Raw genomic sequence first — 20,147 nt, forward strand, 5'->3', positions numbered from 1 at the left:
GGGTCAGGACGTCTGAGGACGACGGTAGAACGGCATGGGCACGATCACCACCGGCTCCTCACGGCCTCGGACGTCGACCGCGAGCTCGGTGCCCTCGGCGCTGAACTCAGGCGTCACGTAGGCCATGGCGATCGGGTACCCGAGGGTCGGCGAGGGCGCCCCCGAGGTGACGAAGCCGATCTGCACGTCGGGCTCCTTGCCCGGGATCACGACGGCATAGCCCGCGCGAGCAGGTCGCTTGCCCAGGCCACGGAGGCCGACGAGCACGCGCGCGGGCTGAGCCCCCTTGCGCGATGCGAGAGCCGCCCGCCCCACGAAGTCGAGCGGTGCACCCTCGGCGTCGACCTTGTCGAGCTTCACGACGCGCCCCAGGCCCGCCTCGAACGGCGTCGTGGTCGTGTCGAGCTCGTGGCCGTAGAGCGGCATGCCGGCTTCGAGGCGCAACGAGTCGCGCGCCGAGAGCCCGGCGGGGACCAGGCCGTGAGGCTCCCCTGCGACAAGTACCTTCTGCCACAGCTCGCGGGCCGCTCCGGCGGGCACGAAGAGCTCGAACCCGTCCTCCCCCGTATACCCGGTGCGGGCCACGAGGGCGTCGATCCCCGCGACCCGGAGCTCGACCGAGGCGTAGTACTTCAGGTCCTTGATGACTTGTACATCGCCGGGCGCCACGAGCGAGCCGACGATCTCCTCGGCACGCGGCCCCTGGACCGCGACGAGCGCGGTGTCCGCGGCCTGGTCGGTGACGGTCGCGTCGAACCCCTCCGAGCGACGGACCAGCTCGTCGGTCACGAGCGGCGCGTTCCCGGCGTTGGCCACGACGAGGAACCGCTCCTCGCCCAGACGGTAGACGACCAGGTCGTCGAGCACCGAGCCGTCCTCGGCGCAGATCATCGTGTAGCGCGCACGGCCCACGGCGACCGCCGTGAGGTTGCCCACGAGGGCGTGGTCCAGGGCTGCGGCCGCCTGGGGTCCGCTGACCTCGATCTCGCCCATGTGCGAGAGGTCGAACAGGCCAGCGGCCTCGCGCACCCCGCGGTGCTCGGCCAGGTCGCTCGTGTAGCGCAGCGGCATCTGCCACCCGCCGAAGCTCGTGAGCGAGGCCCCCAGGGCGACGTGCTCGGCGTGGAGCGGGCTGAGGCGGTCAGCGACCGGGGTGGTGTCCTGCACGGACTCCGTCATGGTGATCCTCTCTGCGGTGTCAGGACGAGGGTGACCTCTACGTCACCCGCGCCCTGACGGTCCTGGGGTGGGTCCGAGCTGTCAGAACCAGCGTGGCCTCGAGGTCACGCTGGTTCTGACACCTCAGGAGTACGACTCGATCGGGGGGCAGGTGCACACGAGGTTGCGGTCGCCGCGCGCCCCGTCGATGCGGCGCACGGGCGGCCAGTACTTGCCCGACCGCAGCGTAGCGAGCGGGTAGGCCGCGACCTCGCGCGAGTAGGGCTTGTCCCAGGCGTCCGAGACGACCGCGGCGGCAGTGTGAGGCGCCCCGCGCAGCGGCGACTCCTCGATGCCCCACGTACCGGCCGCGACCTCGTCGATCTCGGCCTTGATCGCGACCATCGCCGCCACGAAGCGATCGAGCTCGGCGAGGTCCTCGCTCTCGGTCGGCTCGACCATGAGCGTGCCCGCGACCGGGAAGGACAGCGTGGGCGCGTGGAACCCGTAGTCCATGAGGCGCTTGGCCACGTCCTCGGCCGTGACGCCGGTCTGCGCCGTGATCGGGCGCAGGTCGAGGATGCACTCGTGCGCGACCAGGCCCGCCTCGCCGGTGTAGAGCACGGGGAAGTGCTCGGTCAGGCGGCTGGCCAGGTAGTTGGCGGCGAGCACGGCGGTCTTGGTCGCGGCCTCCAGGCCGTCGGGACCCATGAGGGCGACGTACGCGTAGGAGATCGGGAGGATGCCGGCCGAGCCGAAGGGAGCGGCCGAGACCGGTGCCGCCCCCTCGCCCGTGAGGGGGTTCCCGGGGAGGAACGGGACCAGGTGCTCGGCGACGGCGACGGGTCCGACCCCGGGGCCGCCACCGCCGTGCGGGATGCAGAACGTCTTGTGCAGGTTCAGGTGCGAGACGTCGCCCCCGAACTCGCCGGGCCGGGCGAGCCCGACGAGCGCGTTGAGGTTCGCGCCATCGATGTACACCTGGCCCCCAACCGCATGTACAAGCTCGCAGACCTCGCGCACGTGCTCCTCGTAGACGCCGTGGGTCGAGGGGTAGGTGATCATGATCGCCGCGACCTGGGGGCCGTGCTGCTCGAGCTTGGCGCGCAGGTCGTCGAGCTGGACCTCGCCCTTCTCGGACGTCGCCACGACCACGACGCGCATGCCCGCCAGCGCCGCCGACGCCGCGTTGGTGCCGTGCGCCGAGGCGGGGATGAGGCACACGTCGCGCCCCTCCTCGCCGCGCGAGCGGTGGTAGTCGCGGATCGCGAGCAGGCCCGCGAACTCGCCCTGCGACCCCGCGTTGGGCTGCACCGAGACGCCCGCGTAGCCCGTGATCTCGGTGAGCTGGGCCTGGAGGCCGTCGATCAGCTCGGCGTATCCGAGGGCCTGGTCGGCGGGCACGAAGGGATGCAGGTCCGCGAACCCGGGCCAGGAGATGGCCTCCATCTCGGCGGTCGCGTTGAGCTTCATGGTGCACGAGCCGAGCGGGATCATGGTGCGGTCGAGCGCGAGGTCCTTGTCGGAGAGCGAGCGCAGGTAGCGCAGCATCGCGGTCTCCGAGCGGTGGCGGTGGAACACCGGGTGGGTCAGGTAGTCCGTCGTGCGCAGCAGTTCCGGGGTCAGCACGCTGCCGCCGCCGACGAACCCGAGGTCCTGGCCGGCCGCGAAGACCTCGACGAGCGCGAGCACGTCGTCGGGGGTCGTCGTCTCGTCGCACGCAATCTGTACATGATCAGAATCTGGGTTGTACACATTGATCCCGGCGTCCGCCGCGGCAGCGACCAGGGCTGCCGCGCGACCCGGCACCACGGCCGCCACGGTGTCGAAGAAGACCTCGTGGCGAACCTCGACGCCCGCGGCCCGCAGACCGTTCGCGAGCGCCACGGCCCGCGAGTGCACGCGCTCCGCGATCTCCTTGAGCCCTGCGGGCCCGTGGTAGACCGCGTACATCGACGCGACGATCGCGAGCAGCGCCTGGGCCGTGCAGATGTTGCTCGTCGCCTTCTCGCGACGGATGTGCTGCTCGCGGGTCTGCAGGGCCAGGCGGTAGGCCTGGTCGCCGTCGGCGTCGACCGACACCCCGACCAGCCGGCCCGGGAGCGACCGCTCGAGGCCCTTGCGGACCGCCATGAACGCGGCGTGCGGGCCGCCGTAGAACAGCGGCACGCCGAAGCGCTGGGCGGAGCCCACCGCCACGTCCGCACCGAGCTCGCCGGGGGAGACGAGCAGGGTGAGGGCCAGCAGGTCGGCGGCGATCGTCACCAGAGCGCCCTGCTCCTTGGTCTCGGCGACGAGGGGGCGCAGGTCCCGGACCACGCCCGAGGTGCCGCTCTGCTGCAGCACCACGCCGATGAGCTTCTGGTCCGCCACCCCGGCGGCGACGAGCCCCGCCGTCACGCCCTCGGACAGGTCGACCACGACCACCGGCAGGCCCACCGACTCGGCCCGGGCCCGGGCCACGGCGATCGTCTGCGGGAACAGCTCGGAGTCCAGGGCGACGACGCCCGCCCCACCCTTGGCCGCGCGCCACATGAGCGCGACCGCCTCGGCGACCGCGGTGGCCTCGTCGAGCAGCGACGCGTTGGCGACCTCGAGCCCGGTCAGGTCGAGGACCACGGTCTGGAAGTTGAGCAGCGCCTCGAGGCGCCCCTGGGAGATCTCGGGCTGGTACGGCGTGTACGCCGTGTACCAGGCGGGAGACTCGAGCACGTTGCGCCGGACGACCGGGGGAGTGATGGTCCCGTAGTAGCCGAGACCGATCATCTGCGTCTTGACGACGTTCTTGGCCGCGATGGCCCGCAGGTCCGCGAGGACCTCGGACTCGGTGCGGGCCGCGGGCAGGTCGAGCGGGCGGTCGGTCCGGATCGAGTCCGGGACCGCGGCGTCGATCAACGCGTCGAGCGAGTCGTAGCCGAGCTCGGCGAGCATGGTCGCGACCTCACCCGAGGGCGCGCCGGCCGAGTCCTCGGAGACCGGGCGGGGCCCGAGGTGGCGGAACGGGAAGTGCGCGCTGTCGAACGCGTCGCTGGACTGCTGTGTCACGGAGGTCTCCGGGGGTCGGCGAGGAAGACGACGGCAGGCCCAGGGGCCCGCCCGTTCCTCCCCGCTCTGTCATCGGACGCGCAGCGTCGACCTGAGAGTTTTGCCGGTCCGCCATGGTCCTCGCGGACCCGGGGCGCGCCGGCTTGCACCGTCGGTAGGGGACTCCTGCGCCCGAGGGCGGGCGCGGAGCCACCGCTTTCCAGAGTTGCCTCGCCACCGCGGTACGTCGGCCTGAGAGATTCTCGGGGAGGAGTTGCTCCTTCGGCGCCGACCTCACCCTGAGGTGGCCGGGCTCTCCCGCAGTGGTTCGAGCAGCAGTATGTGGTTGTGCGCCCAGCCTAGCGCGCAGGTTCGTGCGGCGGAGCGGTCGTCTCGCCGTCAGCGCCGTGCACGACGACGGAGCGCACCGTCGCCAGACGTCGCACCGCGCGCTCGAGCGCCCTCGCGCGACGTTCGCTGGCCCGGAAGCCCACGTGGATCGTGCCCGCGTCGCCGTCGCCCTCGACCTCCTCGGTCGCGAGGTGCTCGAAGCTCACGCCGCGCGTCGAGAAGACGCCCGTGAGGCCGGTCAGGGTGCCCGCTCGGTGCAGGCCCTCGACCTGGGCCACCCAGGCGGGTTCGGCCGCGTCGGGGCCGGGGGGCACGCCTGCGGGCGCGGTGGGCCCGCCGGCTCCCCGGGGCCCGGCGGGCGATGCGCCCGGCTCGCCCACCACTCCCGCCGTCCGCAGGGCCGACCCCACGGCCGCCGCCGCTCCGCGCAGGCGGTGCGTCTCGTCGTCGGGCAGGGCGTCCAGAAGGACGCGCGTCCATCCCTCGGGACCCAGCACGAGCGGGACGCCCAGGACGCCTCGCTGCGGCTGGCCCGCGAGCGCCACCTCGCCGTCCAGGGCGACCTGCCCGGCGACGACGATCTCGCGACCGTCGAGCACCACCTCGACGAGGTCGACCGTCGCGGACGCCGTGGCGGTCGCCGTCTTGGCGCCGCTCTGGTGCGTCATCCAGGGGCGTGCGACGACGCGCAGGTCGGCGGGCCACGTGTCGATCAGGCGGTACGCGGCGCCGACGTCGGTGGCCGCGACCTCGACGAGCTCGGCCTTGGCGGCGGCGATCTCGTCCGGGAACCGGTCGAGCGTGCGTCCGCGGCGCAGGAGCCGCACGGCCCGGTCGCGCTCGGCGAGGTCGTGCCCGCTGAGACGGACGGTCGACCAGAGCGGCACGGCGTCCTCGCCGTGCTGACCACCGACGAAGCCGCCCACGCGGTGCCGTCGGACGCCCAGCTCGACGGCGATCTCGCGCCGGAAGCGCAGGGTGTCGAGCCAGGCGCCCATCCCGACGACGCGTCGCGCGCCCAGCGCCTGGGCCATCACGGCGACGCCGACCTCGACGGGGTTGGACACCACGATCACGACCTCGTGCCCCGACCCGTGCAGCGCGATCGCGTCGGCGTACTCGGCGAAGACCTCGCGGTTCGCGACGGCGAGGCCGGTCCGGTCGAGCGACGCTCCGGAGCGGGCGGGCGTCGTCGCCCCGGCCGCGACGACGACCACGTCGGCGACGACGTCGGCGGGGGAGTGGGCCACGTCGACGAGCGGGGCGTGCTCGTCGTAGGCGTCGACCAGGTCCGCGCGCAGCCCGTGGACCGCGCGCCCCGAGGCGCCGCCGGGCCGGCCGACGAGCTGCAGCCGGGAGGTCGTCGGCAGGATGCGGCGCTCGACGAGCTGCGTGACGACCTGCCGCCCGACGTCACCGGTCGCTCCGAGCACCGCTACGTCCATCCGAGCAGGCTACGTCCGGAAAGTCCCCTCCGCAGGCAGGGGAGCGGGACCGGCCGTCACCGGGAAGCAGGCCGACGCCGCGTCCGCCGCATAGGAGGTGGAAAACCGACGTGTGCTCCTGGCGAGCATGCCCGAGATCGACGGAGGTGCGGTCTGTGACGACCCCCGAGAATCGCCGTGCGGGGTTCTTGCTGATAGCCGCCACCCTCGTGATGCTCGCACTGCTCGCGCTGCTCGAGGGTTGCGTCGGGGACGCTCGCGGGAACCCGGCGGGTCCGGGAGCCGACGGGTCGTCCGTGCAGGACGCCGCGGCCACGGCCCCGGCGCACGAGGAGCTCGCCGTCGCCACGGGCGAGAAGATCGCCGCGGAGGACGTCGACAGGCTCCCCGACGGCAAGAAGGCGTTCGCCCTGCCCGACGGGTCGCGGGTCGTCGTCACGAGCGACGAACCCTTGCCGGAGCGTGTCAGGTCCTACGTGCAGGGCCAGGTCGACAAGAGCGTCCAAGACCCGGGCGTGCCCGACCAGATCGTCACGAACCGCAGCCTGATCGTCGACACCGCCCAGGGCATCGCCCGCAAGATCGGCCTCCAGACGGGCAAGCAGATCGTGTTCGTGTACCCGCTCGTCGGGAGCTGCCCCGCAGGGACCGCCCCCGTCCTCGGCTGGGCGCACACCTCGATCACGTTCTACGACACGTTCGACTGCGACGTGCTGGCGACCAGGGAGGAGGCCGAGGCGCGGGTCGCAGCGACCGTCGCAGCCCAGAAGGACCCGGAGCGGTACCAGGTGTTCGTCCGTGAGTAGCGCCCACACGATCTCCACGACTCTCCCCATGGTCCCGCCCACGTGCGCGGGCGCGCCTCCTTCGCCCCGCCCGCGCGGCGGGCAGGATGAGGTGCTCATCCCGTCGCGCGCCCGCGTCGAGGACCACCACGAGCGCCCGAGGGGGCTTCACCCAGCATGGACATGACCTCGCAGGACCAGCAGCCCCGCAAGACCGCCTACGTCCCTCGCCACCTCGCCACACCGGACGTGCCGGCCCGGGGCGTCGACCTCCCCGCGGACCCCCGGTCGATGCGCTGGGACCGGTCGGCGGGCACCCTCACCCGGGTCCTGGACGAGCTGTCGGTGCTCGACGACGGGAGCCTGTCGGTCGGCAGGCGCTGAGCGCTCCTGGGTCAGCCCAGCTCGATCGCCGAGGCCGCCGCGACCATCTCGTCGATGACCGCGTTCACGACGGGCCGGGGCTCGTGCCGGGTGGCCCGGTGGCGTGCGACGAGACGACGCGAGCCGAGACCTGGGAGCGGGACGACCGTGACGCCGTCGGGCATCTCGCCCTGGACGGCGAGCGCAGGGAGCATCGCGACGCCCTGCCCGGCGGCGACGAGCGCGAGCGCGACGTCGAAGTCGTAGTACGAGTGGCGCGTGCGCAGCGTCGTGCCGAGCGTGCGCGAGAGGCGGCGCAGGGCGCGGGCTGCGGCCGTGGTGGTCTCGGGTCCCAGCCAGACCGCGTCGCGCACGTCGTCGAGGCGCGCGGGCGTGGGGAACGCCGCGGGCACCACGACGCGCCACGGCTCGTCGAGCAGCGGGACCTCGCGCATCCCGCGCGGCGCGGGGGAGTCGGCGTCCTCGTCGCGCTCCAGGAGGACGATGTCCAGGTCGCCGCTGCGCAGCAGCCGCAGGGCCTCGGCGGGCTCGAGCTCCTGGACGTCGAGCTCGACGCCGGGGTAGCGCGCCTCGAGCGACGCGAAGGTGGGGGCGACGACCGCGCGGATCGCGGTCTGGAACGACCCGACGGACACCGTCCCGGTCATCTCCTCGCTCATCGCGACGATGGCCTTGCGGGCCTCGACCATCTCGGACTCGATGCGTTCGGCGGCCTCGGCGAGGATGCGGCCCGCAGGTGTGAGGGTCACGCCACGGGGTCCCCGGTCGAGGACCTGGATCTTCTCCTCGGCCTCCAGACGCGCTATTTGCTGAGACACGGCAGAGGGCGTCACGTGCAGCAGGTCGGCCGCCGCCAGGACGCCTCCGGACCGGTGCACGGCAAGCAGGAAACCAAGTCTTCGTGGGTCCGTGGCCATGTAGTGATGCTAAACGGCCACGTCAGAGTTCTTCAATTGTGCTGAATGATTTTCGGGGTCACACTTGTGACGTGGCGCCGGCTGGTCCTCCTCAAAAGGGGCTGGCGCCCACAATCCACCTGGTCGCTGCAGCGTCGCAGCTCCCACCAGGCCCCCCTCCCCGATCCCTTCATGACCCCTGCCCGGAGACCGCCATGTCCGCTTCCCCCGCCCTCGTCGACCTGGTCGTGACCCCCCTCGGATGGGTCGGGGCGATCGCGGCCGTCACGGCGTACGCGATGGTCACCCGTGGCCGCTGGTCGGGGGACTCGCTGCGGTTCCAGCTCACGAACTTCGTGGGCGCCGGGCTCATGTGCCTGGTCGCCGCGGTCAACGGCGTGTGGCCCTCGGCGGTCGCGAACGTGGTGTGGATCGTCATCGGCGGTCAGGCCATCGTCGTGCTCGTCAAGGCCCGACGGCGCCGCGCGACCGAGGCGGTCGTCATCCCTCTCGAAGCGCCCACCGCCCAGGCGCGTGCCGTGGACCTGGCTGCCTGACGGCCCTTCACACCCGCCGGTACCCCGCGGCCCGCCACGCCGCGATCCGGTCGACCGCCTCGGCCACGACCTCGGGCGCGGCCGCGAACGACAACCGGACCCACTCGCGGCCGCGTACGCCGTCGAAGTCCGTGCCGGGCGTGAGCGCGACCCCGGTGTCGGCGAGGAGCCGCTCGCACCACGTGACCGAGTCCATGCCCGACCCGGCGACGTTCGCGTACACGTAGAACGCACCGTCCGCCGGGGCGACCGGGTCCCAGCCCAGGTCGTCGAGCCGGTCGAGCACGAGGGCGCGCGAGTCCGCGTACCGGGCGACGTTCGCCGCCGCCGCCGCGTACCCCTCGGTGGTGAGCGCCGCGACGCCCGCGTGCTGCGCGAGCGCCGGCGGGCTCAGCGCGATGTTGCCCGCGAGCGCGTCGACCGGGGCCACGAGGTCCTCGGGCAGCACGAGCCACCCGAGCCGCCACCCGGTCATGGCCCAGTACTTGGAGAACGAGTTCACGACGACCGCGCCGCCGTCGAGGTACTGCGCGGCGGTCGCCGTCTCGCCGGCCTCCGACGCGGGGTCGGCGTAGACGATGCCGTGGTAGATCTCGTCGCTGACCAGGCGCACGTCGTGGTCGGTGCACCACGCCGCGAGCTCGGCGAGGTCGGCCGGCGGGATCATGGTCCCGGTCGGGTTCGCGGGGCTCGCGACCACGAGCCCGTCGAGGCCGCCCTCGTAGTAGGCCTCCATGAGCTGGGAGACCGTGGGCTGGTAGCGGGTCTCGGGGCCGCAGTCGAGCTCGACGACCTCGCACCCCAGGGCCGCGAGGATGTTCCGGTAGGCCGGGTACCCGGGCCGGGCGAGCGCGACGCGGTCCCCGGGGTCGAACGCCGCGAGGAACGCGAGCAGGAAGCCGCCCGACGACCCCGTGGTCACCGCGACGCGCGACGGGTCGACGCTCACGCCGTAGGTGCGTCCGTAGTGCTCCGCGATCGCCTGGCGCAGCGCCGGCACGCCCAGTGCCTCGGTGTAGCCCAGGTCCCCCGACTCGAGGAGCTGGATCGCCCGGCGCCGCACGACGTCGGACGCGCCCGTCGCGGGCTCCCCCGCGCACAGGTTGAGGACCGGCTCGCCCGCGTCGCGGCGGGCGTTCGCCGCGGCGAGGACCTCCATGACGGCGAACGGGGGGACGTGCGACCTGCGGGAGACCTTCATGAGGCCATCATGCCCGGGGTTCCGGGCCTCGCGAGCCCCCTCGAGCACCGGGTGAACTGTGCAGGTCCGGTGACGGAGCGAGTCCTGGAAGGAAACCGGGCCAGAAGTTCCGTAACCTGGCACGGGTCCCGGTCGACAAGCGACCGGGGTGCACACCACTCAGGACACGAGCGAGAGGCGAGCAGTGCCGGAGCACACGACGCAAGGGGGAGTCCGCATCGACGACTCCGGACCTCGATGGACGATGTGGGGTGAGGTCGACGCCGCGGTCCAGGACCGCTCCGAAGGGGACCTCGTCCGATCGCTCGAACGCGCCGACGGCCCCGTCACGATCGACCTGACCGACGTCACGTTCATGGACTCGGGTGGTCTGCGGCTGCTGTACCTGTCCCTCCTCGCCGGGGGCGCGGCCCCCGTCCTGGTCGGCGTCCCGGAACGCATCCGGGACCTGCTCGAGATCAGCGGTGTCCTGACGCAGTTCACGCTCGTCGACTGACCCGTCCCGTCGCCGCGGCCACCACCCTCTCGGCCGCGCCGTCGCACCCGTCCACCCGAACAACCGGACCCATCGGAGGAACCTCTTGGACACCTCGATCGCCTCGTCCCGTCCGCCCGAGAACTTCCACGTGGTCCGCGTCTGGCAGCTCGACTCGATCGACGAGCTCTCGACGTTGCGTACCTCGCTCCACCTCGAGCTCACGGGTCGCCCGCTCGCTCCCGACGGCGCCCTCGCCGAGGTCCCGGAGAAGATCGTCCTCGTCGCGAGCGAGCTCGCGACCAACGCCCTGCGCCACGGGCGCCCGCCGACGACGGTCCAGCTCCTGACCGACGGCGAGGAGTACATCGTCGACGTGATCGACCAGGACACGAGCCGTGCCCCCGTGGTCGCGGCACCGCGCCTGCCGGGCGACGGCGGCTTCGGCCTCGTGCTCGCGCAGCGGATCGCCCTGGACGTGGGCTGGTTCGTCGCTGACGGCAAGCACGTGTGGGCACGCCTCGGCGTCCCCCGTGAGGCGGTCGGACCGCCGGTACCCGTCGCGGCGGTCCCCTGACCGCTCGCTCCCGTCGAGGGCCGGTCTGCGCGAGGCGCAGACCGGCCCTCAGCCGTCCTCGGCCTCGCCGACGGCCCGACGACGCAGCACAAGCAGCGTCGCGTCGTCCTCCGACGCGGGGTCCCGGGTCGCGCGCAGCACGGCGTCGACGTCGCCCACGTGCTCGGCGAACGTCCCGGCGAGCCGACGCAGCCCGACCTTGAGCGACTCGTCGCGGCGCTCGAAGAGCCCGTCGCTGTAGAGCACGAGGGCCCCGCCGGGCGCGATCGACGTCGTCCCGGCCTCGAACCGCGGCGCCCCGAGCCCGAGCGGCGGCCCGCCCAGCAGCCGACCCCACACCACGCCGTCGCCCGGCACGAGGAAGAAGGGCGGCGGGTGGCCCGCGGTCACGTACTCGACCGAGCCTTCGTCGAGGTCGACGACCGCGACGACGAGGGTCGCGATCTGCCCCGGCATGGTCCAGCGCACGGTCTCGGCGAGCTGCTCCACGGCCCCGCGTGCGGTGCCGTCCTGCACGAGCGCGGCGCGCAGCGTGTTGCGGAGCTGCCCCATCGAGGCCGCGGCCTGGAGACCGTGGCCCGTGACGTCCCCGACGACGAGCCCGAGCGCCCCCGAGGGCAGGCGCAGCGCGTCGTACCAGTCCCCGCCGACGAAGCCGCCACCGGCCGGCTCGTACCGCGCCGTGACGGTCCAGCCCGGCGTGTCCGGCAGCGACGCAGGCAGGAGGCTCCGTTGCAGGGCCTCGGCCGCACGCACGTCGCGGCGCCCGGCCAGGTAGAGCGCCTCGACGAGGTGGCTGCGCAAGGCTCCGGCCGTCTCGACGGCGTCCTCGGCCCAGGGCTCGCTGTGGCCGCGCACGACCTCGCGCCACCGCTCGAACGACTTGCGGGGGCTGAGTCGGACCGTGTCGCCCTCGCTGCGCGCGATGGCCTTGTTGTGGGGGTCGCCGCCCCAGTCGACGCTGCGCAGCACCTCGTCGCGCAGCCAGAGCACGACCTGGCCGTCGTTGAGGTGCACCCCCAGCACGCCCGCGACGTCGGGCAGGTGCTCCGCGAGGTCCGGGGCGGCCACGCGCAGCGACTCGATCGCGACGACCTCGTCGCCCGCGGCCGCGAGCCGGTCCGCGACCCATCCGGCGAGCAGGGCGACCCCGGCGTCGTCGGGCACGCGCCCGAGCGAGGCCCAGCGCCCCTCCGCGACGACCAGAGCACCGTCGGCGCCCACGAGGTCGAGCAGGCGCCGGTCGGCCGTGAGCGCCTCGACGAGCGACGTGTCCTCGTCGCGGCTGTCCGCGACGAGGCCCGCGAGCAGCCGCGCCGACGCGCGCGAGACCGCCAGCCGGTCCTCCTCGCTCTGCGCGACGAGCAGCACCGACAGGGCGGCGCCCAGGAACTCCGCGGCCGCGCGCACCGCGTAGGGCGGGTGGTGCGGCCCCGAGTAGTGGTGGCACGCGATGAGGCCCCAGAGCTTCCCGTCGCGCAGCAGCGAGATCGACATCGACGCACCCACGCCCATGTTCGCGAGGTACTCGAGGTGGATCGGGGACACGCTGCGCAGCGTCGAGTACGTGAGGTCGAGCGGCTGCCCCGTGGTCGGGAGGTCGGTCGGCACCACGTCGCACGGCACGTAGCCCACGTCGTCGATCAGCCGGATCCAGTTCTTCTCGTACAGCGCGCGGGCCTGGCGCGGGATGTCGGTCGCGGGGTAGTGCAGCCCGTAGAACGAGTTGAGGTCCTCGCGCTTGGCCTCGGCGACGACCTCGCCGTTGTAGTCGGCGTCGAAGCGGTAGATCATCACACGGTCGAAGCCCGTGAGCCGCCGCACGTGCCGCGCCGCCGTCCCGAACAGCGCGGGCAGCGTCCCGGCCCGGTCGAGGTCCGCGAGCGCCGCACGCACGGCCTGGTAGGTGTTGGGGAAGCTGAGCGGTCGCACGACCGCGGGCTCGAGCTCGATCACGACCACGGGCTCGGCGTCGGCCGGCAGCGGCGGGCGGTGCAGGATCGCGTCGGTCGCGACGTCGTGGGCCGCACCGGTGCGGATCTCGACGGGGTTGTGCGACGCGAGGTCGGTGTGCTGCGCGACGTGCGCGAGGAGCAGGGCGCCGTCGTCGGGTCCCAGGACCTCGGTCAGGGACGTGCCGAGCACGTCCTCGGTGTCGCGTCCCAGGACCTCGCGCACGGTGGTCGAGCACTGCAGCACGTGGCCGTCGGACTCGCGCACCACGAGGAGCGCCCCGCGCGGCTGGATGCGCCCGGGGATGTGGATGGGTTCGCGTGCGCAGTTCTCGAGGTCGATCGCCTCGGCCGGGCTGAGAAGGTCTTCGTCCGTGCTCTGTGTCATGTGCAGCTCCACTCCCGCAGGATGCGGGCCGTTCATGGCAGCGCGCTGCCGACCAGTCCCGGCGGCTTCCTCACCGGTGACGAGCACACCCGGCAGGAAGAACCGGGCGGCCCAGCGTACAACGCCCGGGATCGGCGAGGATGGGGAGTGCACCCGTCCAGACGACCGTGGGAGGACCCGATGACCGAGGACGACCCGGTGCGCCGGGCCGCGCAGTACCGCGTGGACCGCGAGACGGCGCGCGAGGCGGCGGAGGCAGCAGGCGACGCGAACGCCCGGCAGCCGGCCGACGTGCCCGACGACGACGGTCCCGCCAGCCCGCGGCTCCCGCTCGAGAACCGCGGCCAGTGGGTCGACGAGCTGGTCCGCCAGGCCATGGCCCGCGGCGAGTTCGACGACCTGCCGCTCGCGGGCAAGCCCATCCCCGGCCTGGGGGCGCGGTACGACCCCGACTGGTGGCTCAAGAACCTCGTCGAGCGCGAGCAGATCACGGGCATCCTGCCCCCGGCACAGCTGCGGGCCGACGACGCCCGGCTGCGCGACGAGCTCGACCGCCAGTTCTCCGAGGAGTCCGTGCGCGAGGTCCTCGCCGAGTTCAACGCGCGCGTGGTCGACGCCCGGCGCCAGCTCCTGGGTGGCCCGCCCGTGGTCACGCCCCTGCGGGACGTCGAGGAGGAGGTCTCGCTCTGGCGCGACCGGCGGGCGGCTCGCAGCGCCGCGGCGTCGTCCTCCGGCCCGACGACGGCACGCACCTCCCGGGACCGCTCACGCCGGGAGGGCGACGGCCCGGGCGCGACGCGCCCACGGCGGTGGTGGCGCCGTCGGCGACCGACGGACGACCCGCCGGCGACCTGACCCACCCGGCCCCAGCGAGCGCTCCCACCCACCGGCTCCTACCCTCGGGACATGCCCGAACCCACCGCCCCGACCGCCGCGACGAGGGGCTGGGTGCCCGACGTCCTCGACGGGTTCGAGCAGCTCACCCTGCCCCTCGACCCCGACGACGAGGGCGAGGTCGTCGCGACGCTGGTGCGGCGCCGTCGGGCCGCGGGCGGCGACCCGCTCCACGGGGGAGCGCGCCCGACGGGCGTGCGCGACCGCGGGATCGACGTCCTGTACGTGCACGGCTGGTCCGACTACTTCTTCCAGACCGGGCTCGCGGACTTCTGGGAGGGCCAGGGCGCGCGGTTCTTCGCGCTCGACCTGCGCAAGTACGGTCGCAGCCTGCGTCCCGGCCAGACCCCCGGGTTCGTCACGAGCCTCGCGACGTACGACGAGGACATCGAGGCCGCGCTCGCGGCGATGGGCCACGGCGTCCTGACGGCCGACCCCGCGATGCGTGAGCGCGGCCTGGTCCTCATGGGTCACTCCACGGGTGGGCTCACGCTGAGCCTGTGGACCGCGCGCAACCAGGACCGCGTCACCGGGCTCGTCCTGAACAGCCCGTGGCTCGAGTTCCAGGCGCGCGACATCGGGCGCAAGATGCTCGCCCCGGCGATCGCGCTCCAGGCGCGGCTCGACCCGCGCGTCCCCCTGCCCCAGGTCGACCTCGGCTTCTACACGCGCTCGGTGTCCCGGACGCTCGACGGCGAGTGGGACTACGACCTCGCGTGGCGGCCCGTCCGCGGCTTCGTCGTGCACGGGGGCTGGCTCAACGCGGTGCTGCACGGGCAGGCCGCGGTCGAGCTGGGGCTCGGGATCACCCTGCCCGTGCTCGTGCTGCTGTCCACGAGCAGCACGCTCGCCCCTCGGTGGACCCCGGAGATGATGCACAGCGACACGGCCCTCGACGTCGTCGGGATCGCGCGACGGTCGACCGACCTCGGGCGACTCGTCGTCCTCGCGCGCATCGAGGGGGCGCTGCACGACGTGGTGCTCTCGGCCGCGCCGGTCCGGGCGGTGGCCTACGAGCAGATCGCGACCTGGGTGCACGGGTACGTGCCCGAGCCGGCTCGCGAGCCGGATCCCGGCCCCGGCGAGGCGGGGCCCGGAGCCACCGGGGTGAGCGGATGGGCACCGGTCCGGTGGGCCCGCTCGGCCGCGGGCTCCGTGGGGTCGAGCGTGCGCGGGTGGGCCGCTCGGGCGCGCAGGACGCGCGGCTCCCGGGCGCGCAGGCCTCAGGCCTGACGGCGCGCGAGCTCTCCCCGCACGAACTCGACCACGCCGTCCGCGGCGGCCTCGACCTGCGCCAGGCAGTCCTCGAAGTCCTCCATGCCGCCGTACCAGGGGTCGTCGATGTCGAGCAGGTGCTCGTCGCGCTCGGCCCGCTCGGGCGGGACGGCCGGGGCCGCCGGGTCGAACGACCGGTACATGCGCACGTTCCCGTCGCCGTGGAGCCGCCGCAGGGCGCGCGCGTGCTGCGACGTCATGGGCAGCACCAGGTCGCGGGACACGACGTCGCTCGGCCGGACCTGGCGGGCGTGGTGGCCGTCGCCCGTGGCGTACCCGTGCTCGGCCAGGACGCGCCTCGCCCGGCGGTCCACCGGGTTGCCGTGCTCCTCCGCGCTGATGCCCGTCGAGTCCACGACCACGCGCCCGCCCAGCCCCGCGGCCTCGAAGCGGTCGCGCAGCACGATCTCCGCCATGGGCGAGCGGCAGATGTTGCCCGTGCAGACCGTCATCACGCGGTACGGGCCGGGGGAGGGGACGGGGGTCGGGTCGTGGGTCGGGTCGTGGGTCGGGTCGTGGGTCGGGTCGTGGGTCGGGTCGTGGTGAGTGGTCACGAGACCAGTCTGCCCGAGCCGCAAGCCCGCCCCCAGGCAGTTCCCGCGCGCCCGGCCTACCGTGGACGCATGACCATCAGGACGGGTTCGGGGATCGTCGCGGTGACCGGCGCGAGCGGGCAGCTCGGATCGAAACTCGCGCTGAGGCTCGCCGCCGAAGGGGCCGCGCAGCGCCTCGTCGTGCGGGACGCGTCCAGGACACCACGCCTGCCCGACGGCGAGCCCTTGCCCGACTCCGAGGTCGCGGTCACCGCCGGGTACACCGACACCGAACGCATGGTCCGCGCCTTCCGGGGCACCCGCTCGGTCTTCCTCGTCTCGGCGCGCGAGTCGCCCGACCGGGTCGCCCAGCACCGGGCGGCCGTGGACGCAGCCGTCGCCGGAGGCGTCGAGCGCATCGTCTACGTGTCGTTCGTGGGAGCCGCCCCCGAGGCCACGTTCACGTTCGCGCGCGACCACTGGCACACCGAGGAGTACATCAAGGCCACGGGTCTGAAGTACACCTTCCTGCGCGACAACCTGTACCACCAGGGCCTCGTCCACATGGTCGGGGACGACGGAGTGATCCGCGGACCGGGCGGCGACGGGCGGCTCGCCTCGGTCTCGCACGACGACATCGCCGACGTCGCGACCGCGATCCTCCTCGACGAGCGCCCCCACGCGCACGACGGGAAGACGTACGACGTGACCGGCCCCCAGGCGTCGAGCCTCGCCGAGATCGCGAGCGTGCTCTCCGGCGTCACGGGCCGCAGAATCACCTACCACCCGGAGACGGTCGAGGAGGCGTACGCGTCGCGCGCGGTCTACGCAGCGCCGCCGTTCGAGGTCGACGGCTGGGTCTCGTCCTACACCGCGATCGCGGCGGGCGAGCTGGCCGGGGTGAGCGACGTCGTCGAACGCTTCGCCGGACGGCCCGCGCAGAGCTTCGCCGCGTGGCTCGACGACTACCCCGAGGAGTGGGACCGCCTGCTCCCCGCCTGACCGCACAGCCAGGGGCCGCGCACCACCGCGCCCCCGATCTCGAAGGAGCGCCCATGAGCACGCAGTCGGACGAGACCGGCCGGACACCGCCCGCGCGCTCCGCGCAGAGCCCCGCGCCCCCGGACCACCGGTGGGCCGGGCTGTTCGTCCTCGCCACGGCGCTGTCGATGATCGTGCTCGACGGGACGATCGTGGGCGTCGCGCTGCCGACGATCATCGAGGACCTGCACCTCGACCTGGGCGACGCGCAATGGGTCAACGCGTCGTACTCGGTCGTGTTCGCGGCGCTCCTGCTCACCGCGGGCCGCCTGGGTGACCGTCTGGGACGGCGGAACATGCTGCTCGGCGGCGTCGTGGTCTTCCTCGCCGGAAGCCTCCTCGCGTCGCAGGCCGACGACGCCGGGACCCTGATCGTGGCGCGCCTGATCCAGGGCGTCGGCGGGGCTTTCGTCCTGCCCGCGACCCTGTCGACGGTCAACGCGACGTTCCGCGGCAAGGACCGCGCGGTCGCGTTCGGGATCTGGGGAGCCGTGATCTCGGGGATGGCCGCCGTCGGCCCGCTTCTCGGCGGGTGGCTCACGACGTCGTTCACGTGGCCGTGGATCTTCCTCGTCAACCTCCCGATCGGGGTCGCGGTCATCGTGGGGGCGTTGCTCGTCGTCCCCGAGACCCGCGCGCACATCACGGTGCCGGGGCTCGACGTCGTCGGGCTGCTCCTGAGCGCGCTCGGGTTCGGCGCGCTCGTCTTCGCACTCATCGAGGGGCAGTCCCTCGGGTGGTGGGCGCCCAAGGCCGAGCTCAAGGTCTTCGGGCTGGTCTGGGGGACCGACGCGCCCGTCTCGCCTGTCCCGGTCATCGGCGCGATCGGCGTGCTGCTCCTGGTGCTCTTCGCGTTCTGGGAGAACCACCGCGCGCGGATCGCACGCTCTGCCCTGCTGGATCTCACGCTCTTCCGCGTCGCGACGTTCCGCTGGGGCAACCTCACGGCGATGCTCGTCGCGATCGGCGAGTTCGGCCTGATCTTCGTGCTGCCCCTGTACCTGCAGAACATCCTGGGACTCTCGAGCCTGGGCGCCGGCGTGGTGCTCGCGACCATGGCCGCGGGCGCGTTCTTCTCGGGAGCCATGGCCAGGCACCTCGCAGCCGCGATCGGGTCACCGCGCACGATCGTCCTCGGACTGGTCCTGGAGGTCGTGGGTGTGATCGCGGTCGCGCTCGTCGTGACCCCGACCGTCTCGTCGTGGCTCATCGCGGTCCTGCTCGTGATCTACGGCCTGGGGCTGGGGCTCGCATCCGCACAGCTCACCGGCACGACGCTCGTCGACGTCCCCGAGGAGGAGTCCGGGCAGGCGTCCGCGACCCAGTCCACGTCGCGGCAGCTCGGCTCGGCGCTCGGCACGGCGTTCATCGGGGCTGCGCTCGCGATCGGTCTGTCGACCGCGGTCCCGCCCGCGCTCGAACAGGTCGACGGCGTCCCGGCCGCCGTCGCGTCACAGGTCGCCGACGCGACGGCCCAGTCGGCGGGCGGCACGATCCCGCAGCTGCGCGGCGAGGGCACCCGGAGCCAGTTCGGCGAGAAGACGCCCGACGTCGTCGACGCGCTCTCCGACGGGTTCAGCGACGCCACGCGGATCTCGCTGTACGTGGCCGGGGGCTTCCTGCTCCTGGGCCTGCTGTGCTCGACGAGGGTCGTCGCTGCCTCCCGGCGCGAGGGGGTGGACCAGGGCGAGCGGTCCCACGCCGAGGGTGACGCCGCTGACCGCCGAGGGTGACGTGCTGGGCCGCCGACGGTGACGGGTCTGAACCCGTCGAGAAAAACTCTGGCGACCCCGCGGACGGCAGGCGTAGCGTCGTCGGTACATGGGAAAGGAGGTGGTCCACGAAGTGAAGAATCTTCGGACACATGAGGTGGTTGCACGCTAGTCGTGCCATCGAGCGACGGACCTTGCGAGGAACCCGCGGCCGACAGGTGACCGTCACGTCACCCACGACCAGCGAGTACCGAGCAACCACCGGAGCCCGCGGGAGTCGCGCCCTTGTCCAGCGCGACGGGTGGAGGAATCCACCGGCCCGCGGGCTTCTTCACGCCGTGGAAGAAGGCGTCGTCTCCGACTGGACACCCTCGGCGGGCACCGGCGTCGCACTCGGCGGTCAGAACGGCTTGCGCGCCACCACGAGGAACCGCGGAGCCTCGTCCACGAAGTCGTTGCCCGCCGCGAAGTGCATGTGCAGAGCACGCAGGGGCGCCTCGTAGCGCCCGATCGCCTCGGCCGACAGGCTCGCGATCTCCGGGACCTGCCACGCGATGACCTTGAGGTACCAGAGCAGCGAGCTCAGGTCGTGGAAGTGCCGGGTCCCGACGTGCTCGCGCGCCACGTCGATCACGAAACCGGCATCGGCCAGGTCGGCCACCGCGCCCTCGAGGGTCACGTCGTCCGGGTCCCAGGGGAGCTGCGCACCGAGCGCGGTGTTGACCCGGATCCCGTCGCGGGAGTCGACCTGCTGCGTGATGAACACGCCTCCCGGTTCCAGGACGCGCAGGACCTCGGACGGCTCGAACTCCTCGTGCCGGTCCAGGACCACCGCGAACCGGCCGTCGAGGAACGGCAGCATGAGCCCCTCGCCCTTGCTGCTCCCCACCTGCCGGACGTCGACGCCCAGGGGTTCGAGGCGCCGTCGGGCCACGGGGACGTTCGGGGGCCAGCCCTCCGTCGCGGCCGAACCCTCCGGCAAGGGCGCGAGCGAGCCGAAAGCCTCTCCGCCACCGGTCCCCAGGTCCAGGACGGGGCCGCGGCCGCTGCCCACGAGCTCGCGCGCGAGCACCAGGTAGTCCCAGGGCAGAGGGGCCTCGATGCAGCGGTCGTCGATCGGGGACAGGTCGAAGCCCTCGACCGGTGTCGCCCGCGCCCACTCGACGTGCGCCTCGAAGGGGGCGGCGCGGTCGGGGACGGGCGGGACTCCGGCATCAGACATGCGTCGATTGTCCCCCGCAGGAGAGGGCACCGTCGAAACGGCACGCCCGCCCGGACGACCCGAGCGCGCCCGGGGGAAGGAGGTTCTCGACCCGGCGTCCACCGGCGGGAGCCATCTGGCCACGGACCGGGACGAAGCGGTAGTTTTCGTGCGCGCCCTCCGCTGAGGCGCGCACCACCACCCGACCCGAGGATCCCCCCTGAGCCCCGCGCCCCACCCCCTCAGCGACCGCGCGACCCGCAAGGTCCGCGCCGTCGCGGACCGCCACCGCCCGACC

At 73.3% G+C, this 20,147-nt stretch carries 17 protein-coding genes and 1 riboswitch; of the genes, 9 read left to right on the plus strand and 8 right to left on the minus strand.

Annotation, left to right across the window (positions count from 1 at the left end; translation table 11 throughout):
- Positions 1-3: 3 nt before the first annotated feature.
- From gcvT to ACZDYF_RS15250, 3 genes are all read right to left on the minus strand, one after another.
- Complete coding sequence (gene gcvT / locus ACZDYF_RS15240; protein ID WP_475058891.1) at positions 4-1,179, minus strand: glycine cleavage system aminomethyltransferase GcvT; 1,176 nt, start codon at positions 1,177-1,179, stop codon at positions 4-6.
- 123 nt (positions 1,180-1,302) lie between these two features.
- The gene (gene gcvP, locus ACZDYF_RS15245) at positions 1,303-4,203 is read right to left on the minus strand and encodes an aminomethyl-transferring glycine dehydrogenase (protein WP_475058894.1); all 2,901 of its coding nucleotides are present in this window, start codon (positions 4,201-4,203) and stop codon (positions 1,303-1,305) included.
- Positions 4,204-4,412: 209 nt separating this feature from the next.
- A riboswitch (glycine riboswitch) is annotated at positions 4,413-4,513 on the minus strand.
- Positions 4,514-4,541: 28 nt separating this feature from the next.
- On the minus strand, positions 4,542-5,978 hold the full coding sequence (locus ACZDYF_RS15250; RefSeq protein ID WP_475058898.1) for a lactate/malate family dehydrogenase: 1,437 nt from the start codon (positions 5,976-5,978) through the stop codon (positions 4,542-4,544).
- A gap of 212 nt (positions 5,979-6,190) precedes the next feature.
- On the opposite strand from ACZDYF_RS15250, the gene ACZDYF_RS15255 reads away from it, so the two are divergent.
- A complete protein-coding gene (locus tag ACZDYF_RS15255; RefSeq protein WP_475058901.1) occupies positions 6,191-6,784 on the plus strand; it encodes a hypothetical protein in 594 nt (197 codons plus the stop codon).
- A 162-nt stretch (positions 6,785-6,946) separates the two neighbouring features.
- The gene (locus ACZDYF_RS15260) at positions 6,947-7,147 is read left to right on the plus strand and encodes a hypothetical protein (protein ID WP_475058904.1); all 201 of its coding nucleotides are present in this window, start codon (positions 6,947-6,949) and stop codon (positions 7,145-7,147) included.
- A gap of 11 nt (positions 7,148-7,158) precedes the next feature.
- Here the strand turns inward: ACZDYF_RS15260 and ACZDYF_RS15265 are convergent, their stop codons facing one another.
- Entirely contained in the window at positions 7,159-8,064 is a 906-nt protein-coding gene (locus tag ACZDYF_RS15265; RefSeq protein ID WP_191792243.1) for a LysR family transcriptional regulator, read from the minus strand.
- 194 nt (positions 8,065-8,258) lie between these two features.
- Here ACZDYF_RS15265 and ACZDYF_RS15270 point away from each other — a divergent pair, with 194 nt between their 5' ends.
- Entirely contained in the window at positions 8,259-8,600 is a 342-nt protein-coding gene (locus ACZDYF_RS15270; RefSeq protein WP_191792244.1) for a CBU_0592 family membrane protein, read from the plus strand.
- Positions 8,601-8,607: 7 nt separating this feature from the next.
- Here ACZDYF_RS15270 and ACZDYF_RS15275 read toward each other — a convergent pair whose 3' ends face one another.
- Positions 8,608-9,801, minus strand: a complete 1,194-nt coding sequence (locus ACZDYF_RS15275; RefSeq protein WP_475058907.1) for an aminotransferase class I/II-fold pyridoxal phosphate-dependent enzyme — start codon at positions 9,799-9,801, stop codon at positions 8,608-8,610.
- Positions 9,802-9,985: 184 nt separating this feature from the next.
- On the opposite strand from ACZDYF_RS15275, the gene ACZDYF_RS15280 reads away from it, so the two are divergent.
- Both ACZDYF_RS15280 and ACZDYF_RS15285 read left to right on the plus strand, forming a co-directional pair.
- Positions 9,986-10,297, plus strand: coding sequence for an STAS domain-containing protein (locus tag ACZDYF_RS15280; protein WP_307823903.1), 312 nt, complete (start codon positions 9,986-9,988; stop codon positions 10,295-10,297).
- Positions 10,298-10,382: 85 nt separating this feature from the next.
- Positions 10,383-10,853: an ATP-binding protein gene (locus ACZDYF_RS15285; protein WP_204806790.1), complete on the plus strand. Its 471-nt coding sequence runs from the start codon at positions 10,383-10,385 to the stop codon at positions 10,851-10,853.
- A 48-nt stretch (positions 10,854-10,901) separates the two neighbouring features.
- On the opposite strand, the gene ACZDYF_RS15290 is transcribed toward ACZDYF_RS15285, so the two are convergent.
- A complete protein-coding gene (locus ACZDYF_RS15290) occupies positions 10,902-13,193 on the minus strand; it encodes a SpoIIE family protein phosphatase (protein WP_475058913.1) in 2,292 nt (763 codons plus the stop codon).
- Positions 13,194-13,373: 180 nt separating this feature from the next.
- On the opposite strand from ACZDYF_RS15290, the gene ACZDYF_RS15295 reads away from it, so the two are divergent.
- Together ACZDYF_RS15295 and ACZDYF_RS15300 are read left to right on the plus strand one after the other, a co-directional pair.
- Positions 13,374-14,048, plus strand: coding sequence for a DnaJ family domain-containing protein (locus tag ACZDYF_RS15295; RefSeq protein ID WP_475058918.1), 675 nt, complete (start codon positions 13,374-13,376; stop codon positions 14,046-14,048).
- A 51-nt stretch (positions 14,049-14,099) separates the two neighbouring features.
- Complete coding sequence (locus ACZDYF_RS15300) at positions 14,100-15,320, plus strand: alpha/beta hydrolase (RefSeq protein WP_475058921.1); 1,221 nt, start codon at positions 14,100-14,102, stop codon at positions 15,318-15,320.
- Here ACZDYF_RS15300 and ACZDYF_RS15305 read toward each other — a convergent pair.
- The gene (locus tag ACZDYF_RS15305; protein WP_364075962.1) at positions 15,311-15,814 is read right to left on the minus strand and encodes a low molecular weight protein-tyrosine-phosphatase; all 504 of its coding nucleotides are present in this window, start codon (positions 15,812-15,814) and stop codon (positions 15,311-15,313) included. The two genes, ACZDYF_RS15300 and ACZDYF_RS15305, sit on opposite strands and share 10 nt — an antisense overlap.
- Before the next feature lie 171 nt (positions 15,815-15,985).
- Here ACZDYF_RS15305 and ACZDYF_RS15310 point away from each other — a divergent pair, with 171 nt between their 5' ends.
- A complete protein-coding gene (locus ACZDYF_RS15310) occupies positions 15,986-16,897 on the plus strand; it encodes an SDR family oxidoreductase (RefSeq protein ID WP_475058924.1) in 912 nt (303 codons plus the stop codon).
- Positions 16,898-16,950: 53 nt separating this feature from the next.
- The gene (locus ACZDYF_RS15315) at positions 16,951-18,669 is read left to right on the plus strand and encodes a DHA2 family efflux MFS transporter permease subunit (RefSeq protein WP_364075789.1); all 1,719 of its coding nucleotides are present in this window, start codon (positions 16,951-16,953) and stop codon (positions 18,667-18,669) included.
- 379 nt (positions 18,670-19,048) lie between these two features.
- Here ACZDYF_RS15315 and ACZDYF_RS15320 read toward each other — a convergent pair whose 3' ends face one another.
- Positions 19,049-19,870 carry a class I SAM-dependent methyltransferase gene (locus tag ACZDYF_RS15320; protein WP_191792249.1) on the minus strand — a complete coding sequence of 274 codons (822 nt, stop codon included), beginning with the start codon at positions 19,868-19,870 and terminating at the stop codon, positions 19,049-19,051.
- Positions 19,871-20,147: the final 277 nt, after the last annotated feature.

This window comes from Oerskovia sp. PE-21s, assembly GCF_056158145.1.